This is a genomic window from Niallia sp. Kr1 (genome assembly GCF_050389805.1).
GTDB lineage: Bacteria > Bacillota > Bacilli > Bacillales > Cytobacillaceae > Bacillus_BD.
Genome location: NZ_CP130945.1, coordinates 2,906,613 through 2,927,568 on the forward strand (window position 1 = coordinate 2,906,613; position 20,956 = coordinate 2,927,568).

Genomic DNA, 20,956 nt, shown 5'->3' on the forward strand with positions numbered 1-20,956 from the left:
AATCCAATTCGTTTTATAATAAATATAGCTTAATTAAGGAGAATACTTTTGATGTTACAGAAAATAAATCAAAGACTGAATCAATTGATGCCTTTTATTACCCCCACTGCAGTGTTGGTGGGAATTACTTTTTCAGTATATTTAAAGGATTTTACCTTTCTAGTTCCTTGGCTTTTTGCCTTTATGACGTTTGAAGGAAGTTTGTCTATGAACGTACGTTCGTTTAAATCAGTGATCACACATCCACTGCCAGTTTTTCTAATTCTTACTTTTCTTCATATCATCATGCCACTTTGGGCATGGTTGGTGGGTCATATCACTTTTAGTGATAACCCCTTAACGATTACAGGAATAATTATTGCGATGATTATTCCAACTGGTGTAACAAGTTTTATTTGGGTTTCAATGAAAAATGGCAATAAAGCATTAACACTTGCCATTATCTTAATTGACTCTTTATTATCACCAATTGTTGTTCCATTTAGTTTGTCTGTTTTGGTTGGACAGAAAGTAGAAATCGATGTGGTGAGTATGATGACAGGTTTACTCTTTATGATTGTTCTTCCATCGATTTTAGGAATGCTGTTAAATGAGTTAACAAAAGGAAAAGTAAACTCCTTGTGGAAACCAAGATTAACACCTATTTCTAAACTTTTCCTTTTCTTAGTGGTCAGTCTAAATGGTTCGGTTATCGCTGCACACTTTCAAGATTTTCAGATAAGTTATTTGTATATCATAGTAATTGTTTTATTTGTGTCTATAACGGGTTATTTATTTGCTTTTTTATTAGGAAATTTACTGAAATACAACCAAGAAATGTTAGTATCATTTACTTTTAGTGGAGGAATGAGAAATATTAGTGCTGGAGCTGTAATTGCAATTTCTTATTTTCCATCAACTGTTGTGTTTCCAGTTGTAGTGGGGATGCTATTTCAACAAATTATCGCATCAATATTTGCCTTAGTACTTGATAAGCATAATGAGAAGGTATTAGCGAACTCAGAAACTGTTAGTGCTTAAAAAGAAGGAGTACGAATCCATAATGAATTCGTACTCCTTCTTTTTTTATTTATTTAAAAGTGCTTTGACTCTAGCCTTTACATTTTCAACTGTAAAACCATATTCTGCCATCACTTTTTCACCAGGAGCAGAGGCGCCAAATTGATCAATCGCTAGGACATCGCCTTCATCGCCAACATATTTATGCCAGCCAAGGGATGATCCCATTTCGATACCTAAACGCGCTTTAATATTTTTAGGAATTACTGAGTCTTTATATTCCTGTGATTGTGCTTCAAAACGATCCCATGAAGGCATTGAAACAACGGATACAGAAATCCCTTCCCCTTCTAATTCCTTTTGAGCTTCAACTGCAAGATTGACTTCAGAACCAGTTGCGAGCAATAACACATCTGCTGTTCCTTTAGTAGAAGGAGAAATTACGTAAGCCCCTTTAGAGACATTTTCATATGCATTTTGAACCGTCCCTTTAAGAGTCGGTAAATTTTGTCTAGTTAATAAAAGAGCTGTTGGTTTATTTGTTGACTCAATTGCTAGTTTCCAAGCCGCAGCTGTTTCATTTCCATCAGCAGGACGCATAATAGAAAGATTTGGCATACCTCTTAAAGCAGAAAGTTGTTCGATTGGTTCATGAGTAGGACCATCCTCACCAACCGCGATACTGTCATGTGTAAAGACATAAGTAACAGGTAGCCCCATTAATGCAGCTAATCGAATAGCGGGTCTTAAATAATCTGAGAAAACAAAGAAAGTTCCACCAAAAACTTTTAATCCACCATGAAGTGCCATTCCATTCAGAGCTGCACCCATTGCAAATTCACGTACTCCAAACCAAATATTTCGTCCTTCATACGATCCTGGTAAAAAGTCAGCTGTTCCTTCGATTGTTGTTTTGTTTGATCCTGCAAGGTCTGCTGACCCACCAAAGAATGATGGTAAATTTTTAGCAATTGCGTTTAAAACCTCACCAGATGATGCACGACTAGCAAGACTTTTTCCTTCTTCATAAACTGGAATGTCTTTTGCCCAATCCTTTGGTAATTCATTATTAATCGATTGCTCTAGTTCCAACCCTAATTCTGGGAATTCTACTTTGTATTTTGTAAATAATTCATTCCATTTCTGTTCTTTTTGCGAGCCTTTTTCAAGCACTAAAGATTGGAAATGGTCATAAACTTCTTGTGGAACATGGAAATCTTCTTCAAATGTCCATTTATACGCTTCTTTTGTTAGTTTTGTTTCTTCTACACCAAGTGGTGAACCATGGGATGCAGACTTACCTGATTTGTTAGGAGAACCATACCCGATTACTGTACGAACCTCTATTAGAGTCGGCTTTGTATGATCATTTTTTGCCTCTTCGATGGCTTTTGAAATCTCTGCTAAATCATTTCCATCCTCTACACGTAAATACTGCCAGCCATATGCTTTAAAACGATCTTGAACACTTTCAGAGAATGCTTGATTTAAATCTCCATCAAGAGAGATATCGTTAGAATCATATAATACAATTAAACGACCTAATTTTAAATGACCCGCTAAAGATGCTGCTTCTGCAGAAACCCCTTCCATAAGGTCCCCATCTCCACAAATACTATATGTATAATGGTCAATTAATTGGTAGTTGTCTTTATTGTAAGTTTGAGCAAGGTGTCTTTCAGCCATTGCCATACCAACTGCCATCGCAATCCCTTGTCCTAATGGACCTGAAGTGGCATCAACCCCTGGTGTGTGCCCATATTCAGGATGTCCTGGAGTCTTGCTTCCCCATTGTCTAAATTCTTTAATATCCTCCATGGATACATCATAACCTGAGAGATGAAGTAGACTGTAAAGCAACATGGAACCATGACCTGCTGAAAGCACAAAACGGTCACGATTAAACCATTTCGGGTTTTTAGGATTATGGTTCATATATCGGCTCCATAAGGTATATGCCATCGGAGCAGCACCCATAGGCATACCTGGGTGGCCTGAATTAGCCTTTTCAATAGCATCGATTGATAATGTCCTTATAGCCGAAATCGCTAACGAATCGGTTTGATTAAACATTGTGAACATCCTTTCTGTGTTAAACTTATTTAATTATGTAATGGATTACGTTACGTTTTCAATATTAAATGTTAAAGGGTTTTAATTCAACAAATAAGGTCAATTTATTGTATTTTTCGACAACCTAGCTGCATCTATTATTAACTTGTTACTTTTTTCTATGTAAAAGGAGTAGGACTTTAATATATTTTTTACAATCATATTAAAGCTCTACTCCTATATGTTTATTTCTTATCTTGCTGTTGAACTTTTTTTAATTTCTCTGGAGTTACGTCATTTCCTTTTGGATCCACTACTTTTACGGATTTTAATGTATTAAGCATAGATGAACGAAATGTTTGTAAATATTCTCCACGAAGTTTGGATTGTTCTTTAGCCTCTATTTCTGTTAATCCCATTTCCTTGGCTTTTTTAGCTAATTCATTAATTCGAGCAAGTTTATCTTTTGAAAGCATTGTGTCCTCCTTATTAAAACGAACAAACTTAATTACTTTCTTCTAGAATACAAAAGTTAGCTTAAAATGCAAGGGGAAATTTTATCAAATATAGGTACATAAACATTATTGACTGGCTAAATTATGAATTTCTTCGAGTTCGATGGGTTCATTTGTAATAGGAATGATTAAGTTTTTACCAGCTATAATATGGTCCCTTGCAATCCCATTATTTTTTTCAACCCATTCGATAAATTGCTTATCTGAAAGATTATGCTGATCTTCATATTTTTTGCTAATTTTCCATAATGATTCTCCGTCTTGGACTGTTATTGTCATATATTGATCAGTAGATGGTAAGTTATAGTTTATAATAATTGTAGCAATTAAGGATAGTGCAACTAAGACAATCGTGTATGAATAATTTTTCCATATTTTCTTCAATGGTTCCACCTCATTTAGAATGTATGTTCTGTTTTGTATATTTGTATTATAATACGAACATTTGTTTTCCGTCAACCGTTAACTCGAACTTATGTTTGTATGCTAAGTGTTTTTATGGTATAATATAGAAAAACATAGAATTGATGAGGGGTGAACCCAATGACAAAACTATCAAAACGACAACAAGATATTTTAGACTTTATAAAAAGTGAAGTACGACTAAAAGGATATCCACCTTCTGTTCGTGAAATCGGGGAAGCAGTTGGACTAGCATCAAGTTCAACTGTACATGGACACTTAGCTCGACTTGAAAGTAAGGGATTAATCCGTAGAGATCCAACAAAACCTAGGGCAATAGAGGTTTTAGATCATGAACAATCTGATATTCCACAACCTAATGTCATTAATGTTCCAGTTGTAGGGAAAGTAACAGCAGGTCAACCTATTACCGCTATTGAGAATGTTGAAGAATATTTTCCATTACCTGAGAACATTGCTCCTTCTGATGAGCATGTATTCATGTTAGAAGTTATGGGAGAGAGTATGATTGAAGCGGGGATACTTGATGGTGATTATGTGATCGTTCGACAACAAAGTTCTGCTAATAATGGGGATATTGTAGTTGCAATGACTGAGGATGATGAGGCAACAGTTAAACGATTCTTTAAAGAGTCTGATTTCTTTCGTCTGCAGCCTGAAAACTCCACAATGGAACCTATTATTCTTCGAAATGTAAGTATTTTAGGTAAAGTCATTGGTGTTTACCGACATATACATTAATAATCACTCATAAAAAAACTAATCACCAGTCATGTTAATAGGCTACTGGTGATTAGTTCTGATTAAATCAATCTGTAATGTTTTAATTTTATCCTATTTAAACCAACCTTTTTCTTTTGAACGCGCGATTGCTTCAATTCTGTTTTTTACTTCGAGTTTATCGAGGATTGTAGAAATATAGTTTCGTACGGTTCCTGATTTTAATTTTAGTTCATCTGCAATTTCCTTCGTATTTCTGCCATCCGCAACAAGCTCCAAGACTTCTTTTTCCCGTTCCGTAAGCGGATTTTCTTCACTATATAGATCATCCATTAATTCAGGGGCATAGATTCGTTTTCCATCCATTACACTTCTTATTGTACTAGCTAATTCTTCACTCGGACTATCTTTTAGTAGATAAGCACTAACACCAGCTTTCACTGCTCTCTGAAAATAGCCTGTTCTTGCAAAAGTTGTTAGAATGATTACTTTACAATCCTTACCTTTTAACTCCTCTGCTGCTTCTAAACCACTCTTAACAGGCATTTCAATATCCATAATACAGATATTTGGTTGTAATTGTTGTACAAGCGTTACGGCTTCTTGACCGTTTTTCGCTTTACCAACTACTTCTAAGTCGTCTTCTAAGTTTAATAGTGATCCTAATGCACCTAACATCATTTGCTGATCTTCTGCAATCACAATTCGTATCAAACTTCTCCCCCCTTTATTCATCTTGTTTAATTACGTTCGGTATTTGTAGCGTAACAGTCGTTCCTTTGTCCGAATTAATAATTAAATTCCCGTTAACAAATTCTAATCTTTCTTTCATTCCAAACAGACCATTTCCTCTATCATTAACGGCGTCATTATTCATACCGATTCCATTGTCTGAAATGGTGATAACAATCTCATTGTACGTTTGTTTTATCGATATATGACATTCTGTTGCCTGACTGTGTTTTACCACATTGGTAACCGATTCTTTTAAACACATGCTGATTATATTTTCTACAAATAATGGAACCTTCGTTAGTGAAAAATCTCCGTCTATGATGAGTTGAATTGCTGCCGCTTCTAATAATGCTTTCACTTGTTTTATTTCTTCTTTCAACCGAATCCCTCTCATGTTGGAAACCATCTTTCTTACTTCATTTAAGGCCATTCTAGCAGTTTGTTGGATATCCTTTAATTCTGAACGTGCTTTATCTGGGTCTTTTTCTAAAATCTTTCTGGCTAGATCACTTTTTAATCCAATAAGTGAAAGCTTTTGCCCTAAAGTATCATGTAGGTCTCTAGCAATCCTCTGCCTTTCTTCTTGAACAATTAAATCTGAGATTCTTTTATTCGCAAAAGCTAATTGTTCCTCTAGCTGTTCTCTTTTTTTTCGACTTCTAATACTTAACGGAAGTAAAATCACACTAATTAAAATAATGACAATAAAAGGCAATTGCTGAATAAATAGATCAGTAGGTGTGATGAAGTTAATATTAATAGCAACGGCCGTACTTACTAAATGAATAATATAAAACGTGATGAATGCTGCTTTATTTTGAAAGTTCCCAATCAAATAGGCTAAGAAAAAAGCAAAATACACGTAAGTAAAAAAGCTAGTCATAATCACAGAAATAATAATAAGGACACTTGTCCAGAAATACCTTATCCACCCTTTAGATATAAAAGCAAATCGATAAGAAATAAAGAAAAAAATGGACAATATGATTCCTGTTACAATTTCAACGGTGGATGACCATTGAAATATAAAATAAAATGGTAAAATAGCAAACAATGCCCAAATATATGGTGAAACACCTGTACTACTTTGGATAATCCGAAGTCCTTTTTTCATTTCATTCCCCATTTTCTTAAAAGTTTCTAGTATTATCTTAACAAAAATGAAGAGGGAATTCTTTAAATTCCCTCTTAGTCGGCTAATTTTTGTGATAATTTTTGGTTTACCGAACGTTTTTTGATTTCACGGAAACTGATAAATTGTTTACTTCTTTCATCCCATAGACGATATTTGAGCGCTTTTAAACTACTCGAGACCGTTACAGTTGGAACAGAATTTAATTCCTTACACTTGTTGTGAACAACCTCTAAGTAATAATTAGGTACTCTTGGACTTAAATGATGGACATGGTGATACCCAATATTTCCAGTTATCCATTGTGCCCATTTTGGGAGTTTATAAAAAGAGCTTCCTTCTACTGCAGCCTTAACATAATCCCATTTGTCATCACTTTCAAAATAACTATCCTCAAAATGATGTTGAATATAAAATAACCAAACTCCAAGTGCACTTGCAATAAAGACAATAGGTCCTTGAACCATTAAAAATGCTTGCCACCCAATTAACCAACACATCATTCCATATAAAAGGACAATCAATACGTTGGTCATATACGTATCTAAGCGCTCGTTCATACGAGCTTTTTTTCGATTGATTCGATTTGAAATGAAAATTAAATAAAAAGGTCCTAAAATAAACATAACTAGTGGGTTACGATAAAATCGATACACTAATCTTTCTCTAGGTGTAGCATTTTCAAATTCTCGAACTGTCATAACCCAGATATCTCCTACGCCACGTTTATTTAAATTTCCACTAGTTGCGTGATGGATATTATGTTCATGCCGCCATTGTTTATAAGGAAAAAGTGTTAAAATTCCAGTTAGGATTCCAACTATTTCGTTTGCCTTTTTACTTTTGAAAAAGGACATATGACAACAATCATGAAAAATAATAAATGTCCTTACTAAAAATCCTGCGGTTGGGATCGCTAAAAGAAGTGTAATGATATAGGACACCGAAAGGCTTTTATAGGTAAGATACCATAAAAGAAAAAATGGAATTAAAGTATTTGTTAATTGCCACACACTATTTGATAACGTTGCTTTTTCATATGGCGCTAATTTTTTTCTTAACTCCCTTTGAAATTCTTTTGACATAATAATAAAAAGCCTCCTAATAATTTCAATTCATATTTATATTCCCCATTTGTATTGTCATTATAATGAAAAAAGCAATTGTTCTTTAAGATATAGCTGTAATGTACCGGATATGACATTTGTCATTTTAGAATGGTTTCTGCTTGATATTACAGGAATTCATAATCATAACCATCAGAAAAATATTTTAAAATTATAAATCCACTAATTGTTCAAACATTCTTAAGAAAATATATGCTACAATGTGAATAAGTGAACAAGAACGAAAGAAGGTAGTAGCTATGAAAGCTTGTTGCCATGTATGTCAAAAAGAATTTAAAAAAACCGATTGGGTTAAAATGGATAACTCCTATCGATTAGCGCACTGCACCTGTATAAAAATAAAAGTTGGTCTTCAAGACATAGATACCTTTAATAACATTTTAAATAAATATTCCTATTCTCGTTTAAAAATAGCAAATTAAGCAAAAGAAAAATCCTTGATACTGATGAAGTATCAAGGATTTTTCTTTTGCTTAATAAACATTCATATATCGCTCTCTTTCCCAAGGGTGTACTTGGGTGCGGAAGATATCCCACTCTATCTCTTTAGCTTCAATAAAATGCTCGTAAATATGTTTACCTAAGGCAGAAACGATGGTTTCATTTTTTGATAATACAGTTAATGCTTGAGCTAATGTAGCTGGTAAATCAGAAATGCCTTCTGCTAAACGTTCTTCTTTATCCATAGCATAGATATTGCGGTCAACTGGAGCAGGCGGTGTAAGCTTATTTTTAATCCCATCCAAACCGGCTTTTAATAAAACAGCCATGGCTAAATATGGATTTGCAGATGGATCAACACTACGAACTTCAATTCTTGTGCTTAATCCACGAGATGCTGGAATACGAATTAGGGGTGAACGGTTACGAGCAGACCATGCTATATAACAAGGAGCTTCGTAACCTGGAACTAAACGTTTATAAGAGTTCACAGTTGGATTTGTAATGGCTGTAAAAGCTTCGGCATGAGCGATAATTCCAGCAATAAAATAACGTGCTGTTTCACTTAGTTCTAAATCCCCGTTTTGATCGTAGAAAGCATTATCGCCATCTTTGAATAAGGATAAGTTACAATGCATTCCTGAACCGTTTACCCCAAATAGTGGTTTAGGCATGAATGTCGCATGTAGACCATGCTTACGTGCGATTGTTTTTACAACTAATTTAAAAGTTTGGATCTGATCACATGCTGTAATGGCATCGGCATATTTAAAGTCAATTTCATGTTGCCCTGGAGCAACTTCGTGATGAGAAGCTTCAATGTCAAATCCCATTTCTTCTAATTCAAGAACGATGTCACGACGACAATTCTCCCCTAAATCTGTTGGTGCTAAATCAAAATATCCGCCTGAGTCATTTAACTCTAATGTTGGTTGACCTTTTTCGTCTAATTTAAACAAGAAAAATTCCGGTTCTGGTCCTAGATTGAAATTTGAGAAACCTAAGTCTTCCATTTCTTTTAATATTTTTCTTAAGTTGTTGCGTGGATCCCCTTCGAATGGAGTTCCATCTGGATTGTATATATCACAAATAAATCTTGCCACTTTTCCTTTTTCTGCAGTCCATGGAAATACGACAAAAGTATCTAAATCTGGATATAGATACATATCAGATTCCTCAATTCGAACAAACCCTTCAATGGAAGAACCGTCAAACATCATTTTATTATCAAGCGCTTTTTCAAGTTGGCTAACTGGAATTTCAACATTTTTAATTACCCCTAATATATCCGTAAATTGAAGTCGAATATATTTTACGTTTTGTTCCTTACACATCTGCCTAACATCGTCTCTCGTAAACCTCGCCATTTACATTCCTCCCCATTAATTTCTTGTTTTTATTATATTCTGTGTAAGGTAATGTGTCAATTGAATGTTATATTTTATAACATGTTTTTAAAAAGAATTTAGAGCAATGCTGTGTATAATATTAATGGTTATTTGGGACTACCATTGACAAAATGGAAGGCACGGTTACTCCTGCAGGAGAAGTGATACAAGAGAGCCCTCTTATAACACGAATGCGCCAAAAGGGATCAAGCGTAAATGAACGTGAAGCGAAGTGCTTGGAACTAAATCACCCAAGTTTAACAGAATCGGAACTTATCCGTCTATTTAAGCTGTTTCAGTGTTTTTTCCTAATTAAGAGAAATTTCTCCGCTTATTTATCAAACTTATCAAACTCGCTTTATCGGCTAATGAACTGGTAAAACTTACCGGGCTTACTAAAAGAATTCAAAAAGGACCTAGAGAAGAATTGCATCTCTAAGCCCACTTGACTGCGAAATATATTGTGGAGTCTATGTGATTCGCTATATGTATGATCATGGTCTGCGATTTACCGTTTTGCACCACAAAAAAACCTCGACTATTCAATCGAGGTTTTTTTATTAATATACTTTCATATAATGATCTCTTTCCCACTCAGTAACTTGAGTACGGAACATATCCCATTCAATTTCTTTCATTTCAACAAAATGTTCATATATATGCGCTCCTAAAGCGGATACCATCACTTCATTTGAATTTAATTCTTCAAGAGCTCTTGCCAAAGACGGTGGTAAATCTGTAATTCCTTCTGCTAATCTCTCTTCATGATCCATCGCATAAATATTCCGATCTACTGGTTGCGGAGGAGTTAACTTATTTTTGATTCCATCAAGTCCAGCTTTTAGTAATACAGCTAAAGCCAAATATGGATTTGCCGAAGGATCAACACTACGCACTTCAACACGAGTACTTAACCCACGTGAAGCTGGGATACGTACTAATGGTGATCGATTACTCGTGGACCATGCGACGTAACATGGCGCTTCGTATCCTGGCACTAAACGTTTGTATGAGTTGACAGTTGGATTTGTAATCGCTGTAAATGCAGGAGCGTGCTTTACAATCCCCGCAATAAACTGTCGCGCAGTATCACTTAACTCTAAATCAGATTTTGGATCATAAAATACATTTTCTCCATTTCTGAATAACGAAAGATTACAATGCATTCCAGAACCTGCTACACCAAAAATTGGCTTTGGCATAAATGTTGCGTGTAATCCATGTTTACGAGCGATGGTTTTTACAATTAGTTTAAAAGTTTGTATATCATCACATGCTCTGAGGGCATCAGCATATTTAAAATCAATTTCATGCTGCCCTGGCGCTGTTTCATGGTGAGATGCTTCTACATCAAATCCCATTTCTTCAAGTTCAAGCACGATGTCACGGCGGCAATTTTCCCCTAGATCTGTTGGAGCTAAATCAAAATATCCACCATGATCATTTAATTCGAGTGTTGGTTCGCCTTTTTCATCTAACTTGAATAAGAAAAACTCAGGCTCAGGTCCAAGATTAAAATCAGTAAATCCTAATTCTTCCATTTCTCTTAATATTCTCTTTAAATTGTTACGAGGATCCCCTTCAAACGGTGTACCATCTGACTTATAAATATCACATATTAAACGAGCTACTTTTCCTTTTTCAGCTGTCCATGGAAATACAACGAAGGTATCCAAGTCAGGATAAAGGTACATATCCGATTCCTCGATACGAACAAAACCCTCAATCGAAGATCCATCAAACATCATCTTATTATCTAATGCTTTCTCAAGTTGACTTACTGGTATTTCTACGTTTTTTATGACACCCAAAATATCCGTAAATTGTAAACGAATAAATTTAACATTTTGTTCATCACACAATCTATGGATGTCTTCTTTTGTGTGCTTTGACATGCTGATTCCCCCGATTCTTCGATACAAAATATGATGACTAGAGTGAACATAATCTGGTTTTCGAACCAATATTCTATATTCTTTTTGATATTATCATTGTCGCTACACACTTTCAACGCAAAATTTAAGAAAACTAATGAAAAAATCTTTGAGGATCGGTTCCTCTATTATTAAAGCGTCCAGCATTTACAATCTCTTTTCTTAATAGTTTTCGAATTTCTTCATTCGTCAATTCTCTTTTTTGCTTAAGGGTTTGTTTTTGATATTCCCGTTCAATTGACTGCTCTTCTTTCACAGTAAAAATTTGTTTTATTCCTGCCATGTTAATTCCTTGGTCAATTAAATCTTTTATTTCTAGTAGAGTGTCAATATCATTTAAAGAAAAGAGTCTTCGGTTCCCTTCTGTTCTTTCAGGCTTAATTAATTCATGTTCTTCGTAATAACGAATTTGACGTGCCGTCAGATCTGTCAACTTCATAACAGTCCCCATAGAAAAAAGCGGCATTGAACGACGAATTTGACTTCCTTTCATGTCCTCTACTCCTCTCATTCATCATAATTTATATATATAGTATTTATTATACTATATTCTAACTTATAATGTGAGGATTTTTAACATTAGCCTTGTATGATCATTAATTTTTTCTCCAGTAATGAGTTAAGTGCAATACAAATAGCTATTTTTACATGAGAATAGGTTAATCCACCTTGAACATATGCCACATATGGAGGTCTTGTTGGACCATCAGCTGTTAATTCGATACTGGCTCCTTGTATAAAAGTACCGGCCGCCATGATGACATCATCTTCATAACCAGGCATATAGGATGGATATGGTGTCACATGTGAATTGATTGGTGAAGCAAATTGTATCGCTTGGCAGAATGCAACCATTTTATCTCTATCATCAAATTGAACAGATTGAATTAAATCGGTACGTTTACTATCCCATTTTGGATTTGAATTCATCCCAACTTTTTCAAGCATCGCAGCTGTAAAAACGGCACCTTTTAAAGCTTGACCCACAACATGTGGAGCTAGGAAAAATCCTTGGTACATTTCCTGCATACTATAAAGGGAAGCTCCAGCTTCACTTCCAATACCAGGTGATGTTAATCGATACGAACAAGCTTCCACCCATTTTTGTTTCCCAACAATATATCCACCTGTTTTTGCAAGTCCTCCCCCTGGATTTTTAATTAATGAACCAGCCATTAAATCGGCACCAATGTGGCATGGCTCTAACTCCTCAACAAATTCACCATAACAATTATCTACAAATACGACTACATTAGGATTAATTTCTTTTACAAATGAAATCATCTCTTTAATTTCATTAATGGTAAAAGAAGGTCTTGTGTCATAACCTTTCGACCGTTGTATACCAATCATTTTCGTGTTAGGTTTTATCGCTTTGCTGACAGCTTCAAAATCAATCTTACCAGATTGGAGTAAGTTAACACTCTCGTAGGAAATCCCAAATTCCTTTAAAGAACCAGAGCCATTTCCTCTTAAGCCTACAATTTCTTCCAAAGTATCATATGGTTTTCCCGTTATGTATAAAAGTTCATCTCCCGGTCGTAGTACACCAAATAAAGCAATCGAAATTGCATGTGTTCCCGAGATGATCTGTGGTCGTACTAAACCGGCTTCTCCCCCGAAAACTTGAGCATATATTTTCTCAAGCGTATCTCTACCAAAATCATCATAGCCATAACCTGTTGATGGAATAAAATGAGAATCGCTGACTTGAAAATCTTGAAAAGCTTTCAATACACGGTATTGATTTAAGTCGACTAATTGGTCAATTTTTTCGTGAATAGGTTTAATCTGTTGTTCTACTTCCATTACAATCGGTTGTAAAACTTCCCCATAAGTTAGTGTTTGAATCATGTTTTTCCCCTTATCTCTTTATCAAAAATTGTTGTATTTGCCCATAAATTGGATGATCGACAAATGTGTAGCCTTTACAAACATACATTTGTTTTTCTTCATCAAAAAATAATTCCCGTAAAATCGTTTCATTTTTTAATTGAGATAATAGTTTACCTTCTGTTGAAGGTACGATCACGTGATACGGTTGCATCATCTCAATCATTTTTGCTTCTATCGTTAATTTTAACCGCTCACTGTCATTAACATTTAACGCGCTTATTTGAAGCGATTCGTTTCTTGTAGATGGAACAAAATCATCATGCTGGGCATCTTTTTTATTATACACGGTTAATTGTGGGATTTGTTGTGTTTCCAACTCAGTTAACAAGCGATTTACCGTTTCTTCGTGTTGAAAATAATCTGGATTAGATGAATCAACGACATGTAAAATTAAATCCGCTTCCTTCACTTCTTCAAGAGTGGATCGGAATGCCGCAATCAGACTCGTCGGTAAATCTTGAATAAATCCAACTGTATCACTCATTAAAATGGTGAATCCACTAGGTAATATACATTTTTTGGTCAACGGATCAAGGGTTGCAAATAGTTGATTTTCTTCAAATGAAGTAGCTTCTGTTAACCGATTAAACAGCGTTGATTTCCCAGCATTTGTATACCCTGCAATGGATACTTGGAAGGTCCGGTTTTTCTTTCTTCTTTCACGATAACGTTCACGGTGTTCAACAATTCCAGAAAGCTGAGTTTTAATATCATGAATACGATTTCGAATATGTCGGCGATCAGCTTCTAGCTTCGTTTCACCTGGTCCTCTTGTTCCAATCCCTGCTCCAAGTCTTGAAAGTTGTGTACCTTGGCCGCCGAGTCTTGGTAATAAATATTGTAATTGCGCTAATTCAACTTGTAATTTACCCTCTTTCGATTGGGCTCTTTGGGCAAAAATATCCAGGATTAATTGGGTTCTGTCAATAATTCGTGCATCCATCTTTGCAGCTAGATTTCTAACTTGACTTGGTGATAATTCATCATTAAAAATCACTAGCTTTGCTTCTAGTTCATCAACTAAAGCAACTAATTCCTCTACTTTTCCTCTACCAATATAGGTAGAATGATCAACACGCTCTCTTTTTTGCGTTAATGTTGTCAACACTTGCGCGTTAGCTGTCTTTGTTAACGAGGCTAATTCATCCATTGAATATTGAAATGGTAAATCATCTTCAGTTGTTTGACAACCAACAAGAATCACTTTTTCACGTTCTTGGTTTTGTTCCAATGTGTATCCCTCTTTCTATCAATCAATAATCTTCTATAGTCTAAAAAAGTTCTTTCTATTTAATTTATCCCCCCATTGAAGAAATAAACAAAAATAAGCACTGGTTGGTACAGTGCCATTTTACTTTTGCAAGACCACTTTATTCAACATTGGACGGCCATTTTCCCATTGTACTTGTACAGGTAAGCCCAAAAAAGAACTTAACTTCTGGCTTGAAATCATGTCTTCAGTGTTACCTATATCAAAAACTTGTCCTTTTTTTAATAATAATGCCTTATTAAAGACTGGTAGAATTTCCTCGACATGATGGGTGACATAAATCATCGTAGGAGCGTTTGGTTTATACGTAATTTGTTCGATTGTTTCTAGGAACTGCTCACGTGCGATAAAGTCTAAACCTGTTGTAGGTTCATCAAAAATAAGGATAGAAGGATCTGCCATTAATGCTCTAGCGATTAAAATTCGTTGTTTTTCACCTTGAGAAAGGGTTTCATATTGGCGATCTGCATATTCTAGACAATCGAAATCTTTTAGTAAACCGATCGCTTTTTCTCTTATTTCTTTTGTTGGCTTTTTATATAAACCAATCGAAGCAAATGCACCACTTAAGACGATTTCAAACGCACTATCACTATTGTATAGCTTTTCCTGCAGCGAGGATGAAACAAAACCAATTTTAGAGCGTAATTCTTCTCCAAGATAACTTTTTCCAAATTCTTTATGTAGTACAGTAACGTTACCAGCTGTAGGAAAATATTCAGCATGAAGCATTTTTAAAATCGCTGTTTTCCCCGATCCATTCAACCCAAATAATACCCAATGCTCGCCTTTTTTAACATCCCAATCAACTTTTTGTAAAATCCATGTACCATCTCTTTTTAATGAAACATCCCTTAAAGATAAAATCATCGCTTCCCTCCCCTTTCTTCATCTCCTAATTCTCCCATTATATCATCGAAGTTCTCTTCAGAATAAACATTTATCCCATTTCTTCTTAATAAGGCTGTCGTGACTCCTTGACCGATTTTTTTATTTCCATTAAAATCACCGCTATAGATCATTGTACTACCACATGAAGGACTGCGCTCTTTTAGTATTACACTTGTTGCGTTTAAATCGAGAGCGGTTTTCAAGCTTTCTTGTGCACCCTTAATAAAAGCATCCGTCACATCTCTTCCATATTTTGTGATAACCTTTGCCTTCCCATCTAGAACGTCTTCTCCGTCCCCACCAACGATTTCTGCAGGATCTCTTGGAATGGATAACCCACCCAAAACCTCGGGACAAACGGGCAAAGCTTTTTTGTCTTTCAACCATTGATCGATGGTTCCTTGAAAATTATTGGAACCATCGTATTTTACATTAAGCCCGATCAAGCAAGCGCTAACCAAAATCATGAATCCTGAATACCCTCCTTTTAAATACTACCGTCCATGTATTTTCATAATCAGTTTGCCAAATTTTTCTGCAATAGGCAATACAGCGATCGAACAAATTACATTAAATATGACACTAATATGGGCAAGCTGAACTTCTGGATTTGTAGCAAGAGTAGGACCGATTTTTGCTAAGGTTCCAATAAAGGGGTAAAAAATAACCACCCCTAAAATATTTAGCCAAATATGGGCATAGGCGGTTAATCTTGCTTCCCTCCCACCTCCAATAGAGGCTAAAAAAGCATCAACGCAGGTTCCGATGTTAGAACCAAGTAAGATTGCAATTCCAGTATTTAAATCAATCAAACCTGAGGATAAAAATCCCATTATAATGGCTGTCGTGGCTGTACTTGATTGAATAATCGCTGTAATGACAACGCCTGCAATCACGCTAAGGATAAGACTGCGATCCATAGATGAAATGATCGTATCGACTATTCCAAATTCTCGCAGAGGTAAAGCCATATATTCGAAACCATCCATGGACATAAAAACAAAGGAAATCCCAAGAATGACTAAACCAATACTTTGTACCTTTTTCTTTTTAATAAAAAGAAAAACAATGGCTAGTCCAACCATTGGAATTAAAAAAGATTGAATATCAAATGTAATAAGTTCAGTTGTAACGGTTGTTCCGATATTGGTCCCTAAAATTATTCCAATTGATTGGGGAAATGAAAGCATTTTGGCAGAAATAAGTCCAATGGTGATAATCATAACAGCAGAGCTGCTTTGCAACATACAAGTAATGAGAATGCCTGCTAAAAATCCTTTCCATGGTGTATTTGTCGCGTTATATAACCATGTTTTCAAAGAATCTCCTGATAAATGAAAAAGTCCACTTCTTAACAAAGACATTCCAAAAATAAAAAGGCCTATTAATAAAATAAAGAGAAAAAGTATCAACTCCACACCCCCCTTTACTATTTCTATGGGACAAAGGGAGTGGAGATGTCTAATTGTTAAAAAGGATGTTTATAAAATAACTTAACATAATATTTTTATGGTTCTTTAAATAGGTTCTAAAAAAACCTGATCTTTCATTTCGAGCGGGACAACCTGTACATGGGAAATTCACAAATATTCAAAACATCTTCTCTCAAGAGGATTTTTTCAAAGTTACCTCTCTCATTCTATAAAAACTCGCAAAGCATAAAATGGTCAAATTGATATTAGGGCTATTCTTGAACATTCACATATAAATGTTATAATGAATGAATGAAATGTTTAGAAAAAGGAAAAAGTTCATTATAATAAAATAAACAGAAGGTTATTTAGTGAAAATTTGGTCATAATGGTTGATAATTATTTAATGTTTTAGTATTGGAGGTACATGTAAAATTGGATATTATTCGTAATATGGAATTTGAAATCAAGAGTAGTTTCATTCCAAATATTAGTAATTCAGAAACATTAAGAGTATTAGAAGTAACAGATGCAAGTGTAGTTGTTCAAATGAATCTTTCAGGTAGTAGAGGCGTTTTCCCATTAGATCATTTTCAATATTGGATCCGAAAGAATTCATTGATCCCAATGGACGAGCACCAAGAAAAAACATCATAACCAAGAAAAACAAAGTCATAGCATGGGTGAAAGCTATGACTTTGTTTTGTTTAAAATTATTTTTGATTCATAAATTCAATTACTTGACCTGCAAATTCTTTATATCTTTCAATTTGGACCCAGTGACCACATTTTGGGAATGTATGCAATTGAGCATTAGGTAAAGCTTTTGCTAAAACCAAGCTCGTATGATCTAACGGTATAACTAGGTCTTCCCTGCCATGAACTAATAGAACAGGAAAATCGATTGCTTTTAACTCTTCTTCTGTTAAAGCCATAGCATCAACATGTTGTTGTCTTGGCTCAGGGAACATAGAAGAAAAGGCTTCTTGGAATCCTGGCTGGATACTTGACTCATACCGCATTTGAACTAGGTCACCATTTTCAGACATACTCTGATCATAAGCAAATATTTTGATGAGATTCTTCATATATTCAGGGCTAGGTGTATAACCCCAAACTTTATCCAACCCATCAGCAATTTGATGAGGTGTTCCCATACTCCCCATAAGGATTAGTTTATTGACTAAATCAGGGCGTTTTTTTGCAATATGTAGTGCAATTGCTCCGCCAAAAGAATTTCCAATAATAGATACTTTGTCTTTTTTGATAACGGTTTCAATAAAATCAATCATATGATCCGCCCATATGTGAATGGAATATTTGGCATCTGTAGGTCGCTCTGTGTAACCAAATCCGACAACATCTGGTGCATACAAATGATAATGTTTCGAAAGAATCGGAAAGACCAGACGCCAATTTGCCCATGCTGATACTCCTGGTCCTGAACCATGAATTAATAGAATAGGCTCTCCATTACCATCTTCATGGTAATGTGTATTAATTCCTCGAACATCACCATATTTACCTTCTTCTACCATTTCTAACCGCCTCCAATTCGCTATTTTTCTATATTAATATATCTAATACACTTTCATTGTAGTTCAAATAATAGATTGTAACAAGATAATCTTTTTAATAATACAAATTAATAAAAAGATTCTTTATAACTAAAAGAAGCAATCGTCATGATGTCAAGAATTTTAAATAATACTTGGATCAATAGGATTGCTTCTGAAAATAAATTTATATTATTGTTGTTCGTTCAACTTACATTCTTTTTCAAATACTTCTAAACCTGCTGTAGCACATTGTATATCTTCGTCCGCTGTTCCGCCAGAAACACCAATGCCACCGACAATGACACCGTTATAAATTAAAGGTATTCCTCCACCGAATATTACGAGACGGTTCGTGTGAACAATACCTGTAAGTAAAGCTGGCTCGTCTTTTATCATAGGATACCATTCATGGGTAGATTTTCCAAAAGCTGCTGCTGTATATGCTTTATTTTGAGCGATTTCCCCACTAAGCAAAGCTGCTTCGTCCATTCGAATAAATGCTTTCAAATTTGCTCCTTCATCAACAATAGCGGCATTAATTTGAATTCGTAACTCTTCAGCCTTATTTGTAATAGCCTCTAACATTCGAAGGGCTAACGATTGAGTTAAAGCATATTTTTGATATAACATCTTTACTTCACCTCTCCTAGAGTTTTCTTTTGTAATTGTTTCTCATAGTCTTCAATAGTGATGATTTCAAGATTACTTTTTGGCGTCATACAACAAGCTAATGCAAAACTGTTTTCTAATTCCTCCTCTGATAAGGCATCAAGAGAACGAACTAATTCTTGGTCATACTCTCCATTTAATACTTTAACTTTGCACATGCCACAGCCTCCACGCTGACATCCTGTTGGAAATGGGATGAATTCATCACGTGCCGCTCTTAAAGGGGTTTGATCTGGTCTACAACTATATTCGAATTCTTGGTTTCTAGCTTTTAATTTGATCTGATACTAAATGATCCCTCCTTTTATTTAATTAAGTTTATTAGATTTTTAGTTAGATTAGTGTCTACCCCCAAACACCTATCTATTCTTTTCTCTCAAGCTTAACTAGTGTCGGCTCCTAGGGACTAGGGTCTATAAGCCAAGTATTTCTGAAAGCAAAGACGCCTAGACTCTAGGCAATCACCCTTCCATTTCTTTCAATCCGTCAAAAAGATTAAAGAACAATCTTCAAGCCGGCTAGACTTGAGCTTGGCCGTATCGATAAGTACAACTAGCCCTATTCTCCGCCTAAAGGCTTACTAGTCGGAGAGTTTTCTTTATCGGAGTGAGTAATGCGCTTGCACTTTTCTATTAAGTTAACGCTTTCGCAAATGATTCTTTTAATTCACGTGCATGATAGAAAATACCCGTTCCAATTTCGCCGCATCCCAAGTAATGGTAGGCATGTCAGCATATGACATGTATCCGTTTGCAAATGCTTCGTTACGATTTCCTGATGGATCAAAGAAGTAGATCGTTTCCCCTCTTGAAATACCATGACGAGTTGGTGTTACATCAAATGGGACTTCATACATAGATAATAAATCAGCTGCTTTAAATACGTCATGTAAGGAATCAACAAAAAATGCAGCATGGTGTAATTTTGCATCAGGTCCTTTAACAAAGGCAATATCATGCGCTTTATTTGTCGTAAATAAGAAACTACCTACTAAATCCTCTTCGCCTTCAGTTACGACTCTTTCGCTTTGTCTGAAGTTTAATGCCTCCACAAAGAATCTTGTAACCGTTTTTAAATCTTCTCCAGTTAATAGAATATGATCTAAACGGTGTGGAGCAATTCCTTTCCAACCTAATGGCCACGGATGCGGATTTCTCGTGCCCACAGCTGTTCCGAGTAGTTCAATTTCTGTATATAGCTCACAATGATGTCCTGTTGGCAAGATAAAATGTACAGCCTCGCCTTCTGCTAATCTAATTCCTTTTGAGATTCTAGTCGTTGTACAACCAAATTCTTCTACTTTCTTTTCATAGTATGCAAGATCATCTAAGCTCTCGACTTTAAATGCGATATGCGCTATTCCAGCGGTATTTGATTTGGTTAAAATCAAACTATGGTGGTCAAATTCATCCCAGGCTTTTAAATAAACACTGTTTCCAAACCTACCTGTTTCTTGCAAACCAATAATGTTAGTATAGTAATCTACTGATTTGTCTAAGTCTAATACCTTTAATTCTACTCGTCCAAGACGTAGTACTCTTGCCATTTGTGTATTCCTCCTCTTTAACTAAAACTATATTTCTTCTGAATATAAAATAATCTAAGGAAATCGCTTTCAAATCTAATGTTGAGTTACTATTTATATAATAATTATAATACAAGAAATTATTATAGCAATTCTATAGTTTCTCTATACGCAACAAAATATCGTAATTTAAATAATTCTTATAGATTTTATTATTGAAATTATCGTAAACATTAAAATTAATCCTATAATTATATTATATCATCCT

Annotated in this window: 21 protein-coding genes; 3 read left to right on the forward strand and 18 right to left on the reverse strand. The window is 35.1% G+C overall.

The genetic code is table 11. From position 1 onward, the window contains the following. Nucleotides 1–51 precede the first annotated feature (51 nt). Nucleotides 52–1,020, forward strand: coding sequence for a bile acid:sodium symporter family protein (locus Q5760_RS14105; protein WP_428908276.1), 969 nt, complete (start codon nucleotides 52–54; stop codon nucleotides 1,018–1,020). Nucleotides 1,021–1,065: 45 nt separating this feature from the next. Here Q5760_RS14105 and tkt read toward each other — a convergent pair whose 3' ends face one another. From tkt to yneA, 3 genes are all read right to left on the reverse strand, one after another. Beyond that, the gene (gene tkt / locus Q5760_RS14110; protein WP_428908277.1) at nucleotides 1,066–3,072 is read right to left on the reverse strand and encodes a transketolase; all 2,007 of its coding nucleotides are present in this window, start codon (nucleotides 3,070–3,072) and stop codon (nucleotides 1,066–1,068) included. 224 nt (nucleotides 3,073–3,296) lie between these two features. Next, nucleotides 3,297–3,527 (reverse strand): DUF896 domain-containing protein, encoded by a 231-nt coding sequence (locus Q5760_RS14115; protein ID WP_428908278.1) that lies wholly within the window; start codon nucleotides 3,525–3,527, stop codon nucleotides 3,297–3,299. A gap of 105 nt (nucleotides 3,528–3,632) precedes the next feature. Continuing rightward, nucleotides 3,633–3,950, reverse strand: a complete 318-nt coding sequence (yneA, locus tag Q5760_RS14120; protein ID WP_428908279.1) for a cell division suppressor protein YneA — start codon at nucleotides 3,948–3,950, stop codon at nucleotides 3,633–3,635. Between the two features lie 159 nt (nucleotides 3,951–4,109). Here yneA and lexA point away from each other — a divergent pair, with 159 nt between their 5' ends. Then, the gene (lexA, locus tag Q5760_RS14125; RefSeq protein WP_428908280.1) at nucleotides 4,110–4,730 is read left to right on the forward strand and encodes a transcriptional repressor LexA; all 621 of its coding nucleotides are present in this window, start codon (nucleotides 4,110–4,112) and stop codon (nucleotides 4,728–4,730) included. Nucleotides 4,731–4,823: 93 nt separating this feature from the next. Here lexA and Q5760_RS14130 read toward each other — a convergent pair whose 3' ends face one another. The 11 genes from Q5760_RS14130 to Q5760_RS14180 all read right to left on the reverse strand — a co-directional run bounded on the left by Q5760_RS14130 (nucleotide 4,824) and on the right by Q5760_RS14180 (nucleotide 16,941). Then, nucleotides 4,824–5,423: a response regulator gene (locus Q5760_RS14130; protein WP_428908281.1), complete on the reverse strand. Its 600-nt coding sequence runs from the start codon at nucleotides 5,421–5,423 to the stop codon at nucleotides 4,824–4,826. Between the two features lie 13 nt (nucleotides 5,424–5,436). Beyond that, nucleotides 5,437–6,558, reverse strand: a complete 1,122-nt coding sequence (locus Q5760_RS14135; RefSeq protein WP_428908282.1) for a histidine kinase — start codon at nucleotides 6,556–6,558, stop codon at nucleotides 5,437–5,439. A gap of 74 nt (nucleotides 6,559–6,632) precedes the next feature. Continuing rightward, entirely contained in the window at nucleotides 6,633–7,661 is a 1,029-nt protein-coding gene (locus Q5760_RS14140) for a fatty acid desaturase (protein WP_428908283.1), read from the reverse strand. Nucleotides 7,662–8,176: 515 nt separating this feature from the next. Then, nucleotides 8,177–9,511, reverse strand: a complete 1,335-nt coding sequence (glnA, locus tag Q5760_RS14145) for a type I glutamate--ammonia ligase (protein ID WP_428908284.1) — start codon at nucleotides 9,509–9,511, stop codon at nucleotides 8,177–8,179. A 581-nt stretch (nucleotides 9,512–10,092) separates the two neighbouring features. Continuing rightward, complete coding sequence (gene glnA / locus Q5760_RS14150; RefSeq protein WP_428908285.1) at nucleotides 10,093–11,427, reverse strand: type I glutamate--ammonia ligase; 1,335 nt, start codon at nucleotides 11,425–11,427, stop codon at nucleotides 10,093–10,095. A gap of 133 nt (nucleotides 11,428–11,560) precedes the next feature. Then, nucleotides 11,561–11,959: a MerR family transcriptional regulator gene (locus Q5760_RS14155; protein ID WP_428908286.1), complete on the reverse strand. Its 399-nt coding sequence runs from the start codon at nucleotides 11,957–11,959 to the stop codon at nucleotides 11,561–11,563. 86 nt (nucleotides 11,960–12,045) lie between these two features. Further along, a complete protein-coding gene (locus Q5760_RS14160; protein WP_428908287.1) occupies nucleotides 12,046–13,320 on the reverse strand; it encodes an aminotransferase class I/II-fold pyridoxal phosphate-dependent enzyme in 1,275 nt (424 codons plus the stop codon). A gap of 10 nt (nucleotides 13,321–13,330) precedes the next feature. Beyond that, nucleotides 13,331–14,593, reverse strand: a complete 1,263-nt coding sequence (gene hflX / locus Q5760_RS14165) for a GTPase HflX (protein ID WP_428908288.1) — start codon at nucleotides 14,591–14,593, stop codon at nucleotides 13,331–13,333. A 120-nt stretch (nucleotides 14,594–14,713) separates the two neighbouring features. After that, nucleotides 14,714–15,502, reverse strand: coding sequence for an ABC transporter ATP-binding protein (locus Q5760_RS14170; protein WP_428908289.1), 789 nt, complete (start codon nucleotides 15,500–15,502; stop codon nucleotides 14,714–14,716). Continuing rightward, the gene (locus Q5760_RS14175) at nucleotides 15,499–15,990 is read right to left on the reverse strand and encodes a DUF523 domain-containing protein (protein ID WP_428908290.1); all 492 of its coding nucleotides are present in this window, start codon (nucleotides 15,988–15,990) and stop codon (nucleotides 15,499–15,501) included. Before Q5760_RS14175 ends, Q5760_RS14170 begins: the two co-directional genes overlap by 4 nt. Nucleotides 15,991–16,017: 27 nt before the next feature. Then, on the reverse strand, nucleotides 16,018–16,941 hold the full coding sequence (locus Q5760_RS14180; RefSeq protein WP_428908291.1) for a Na/Pi symporter: 924 nt from the start codon (nucleotides 16,939–16,941) through the stop codon (nucleotides 16,018–16,020). A gap of 429 nt (nucleotides 16,942–17,370) precedes the next feature. On the opposite strand from Q5760_RS14180, the gene Q5760_RS14185 reads away from it, so the two are divergent. Further along, complete coding sequence (locus Q5760_RS14185; RefSeq protein WP_428908292.1) at nucleotides 17,371–17,592, forward strand: hypothetical protein; 222 nt, start codon at nucleotides 17,371–17,373, stop codon at nucleotides 17,590–17,592. Between the two features lie 56 nt (nucleotides 17,593–17,648). On the opposite strand, the gene Q5760_RS14190 is transcribed toward Q5760_RS14185, so the two are convergent. From Q5760_RS14190 to Q5760_RS14205, 4 genes are all read right to left on the reverse strand, one after another. Next, the gene (locus Q5760_RS14190) at nucleotides 17,649–18,473 is read right to left on the reverse strand and encodes an alpha/beta fold hydrolase (RefSeq protein WP_428908293.1); all 825 of its coding nucleotides are present in this window, start codon (nucleotides 18,471–18,473) and stop codon (nucleotides 17,649–17,651) included. A gap of 210 nt (nucleotides 18,474–18,683) precedes the next feature. Next, nucleotides 18,684–19,124, reverse strand: a complete 441-nt coding sequence (locus tag Q5760_RS14195; RefSeq protein WP_428908294.1) for a GlcG/HbpS family heme-binding protein — start codon at nucleotides 19,122–19,124, stop codon at nucleotides 18,684–18,686. A 2-nt stretch (nucleotides 19,125–19,126) separates the two neighbouring features. Then, complete coding sequence (locus Q5760_RS14200) at nucleotides 19,127–19,444, reverse strand: 2Fe-2S iron-sulfur cluster binding domain-containing protein (protein WP_428912585.1); 318 nt, start codon at nucleotides 19,442–19,444, stop codon at nucleotides 19,127–19,129. 380 nt (nucleotides 19,445–19,824) lie between these two features. After that, a complete protein-coding gene (locus Q5760_RS14205; RefSeq protein WP_428908295.1) occupies nucleotides 19,825–20,709 on the reverse strand; it encodes a catechol 2,3-dioxygenase in 885 nt (294 codons plus the stop codon). Nucleotides 20,710–20,956: the final 247 nt, after the last annotated feature.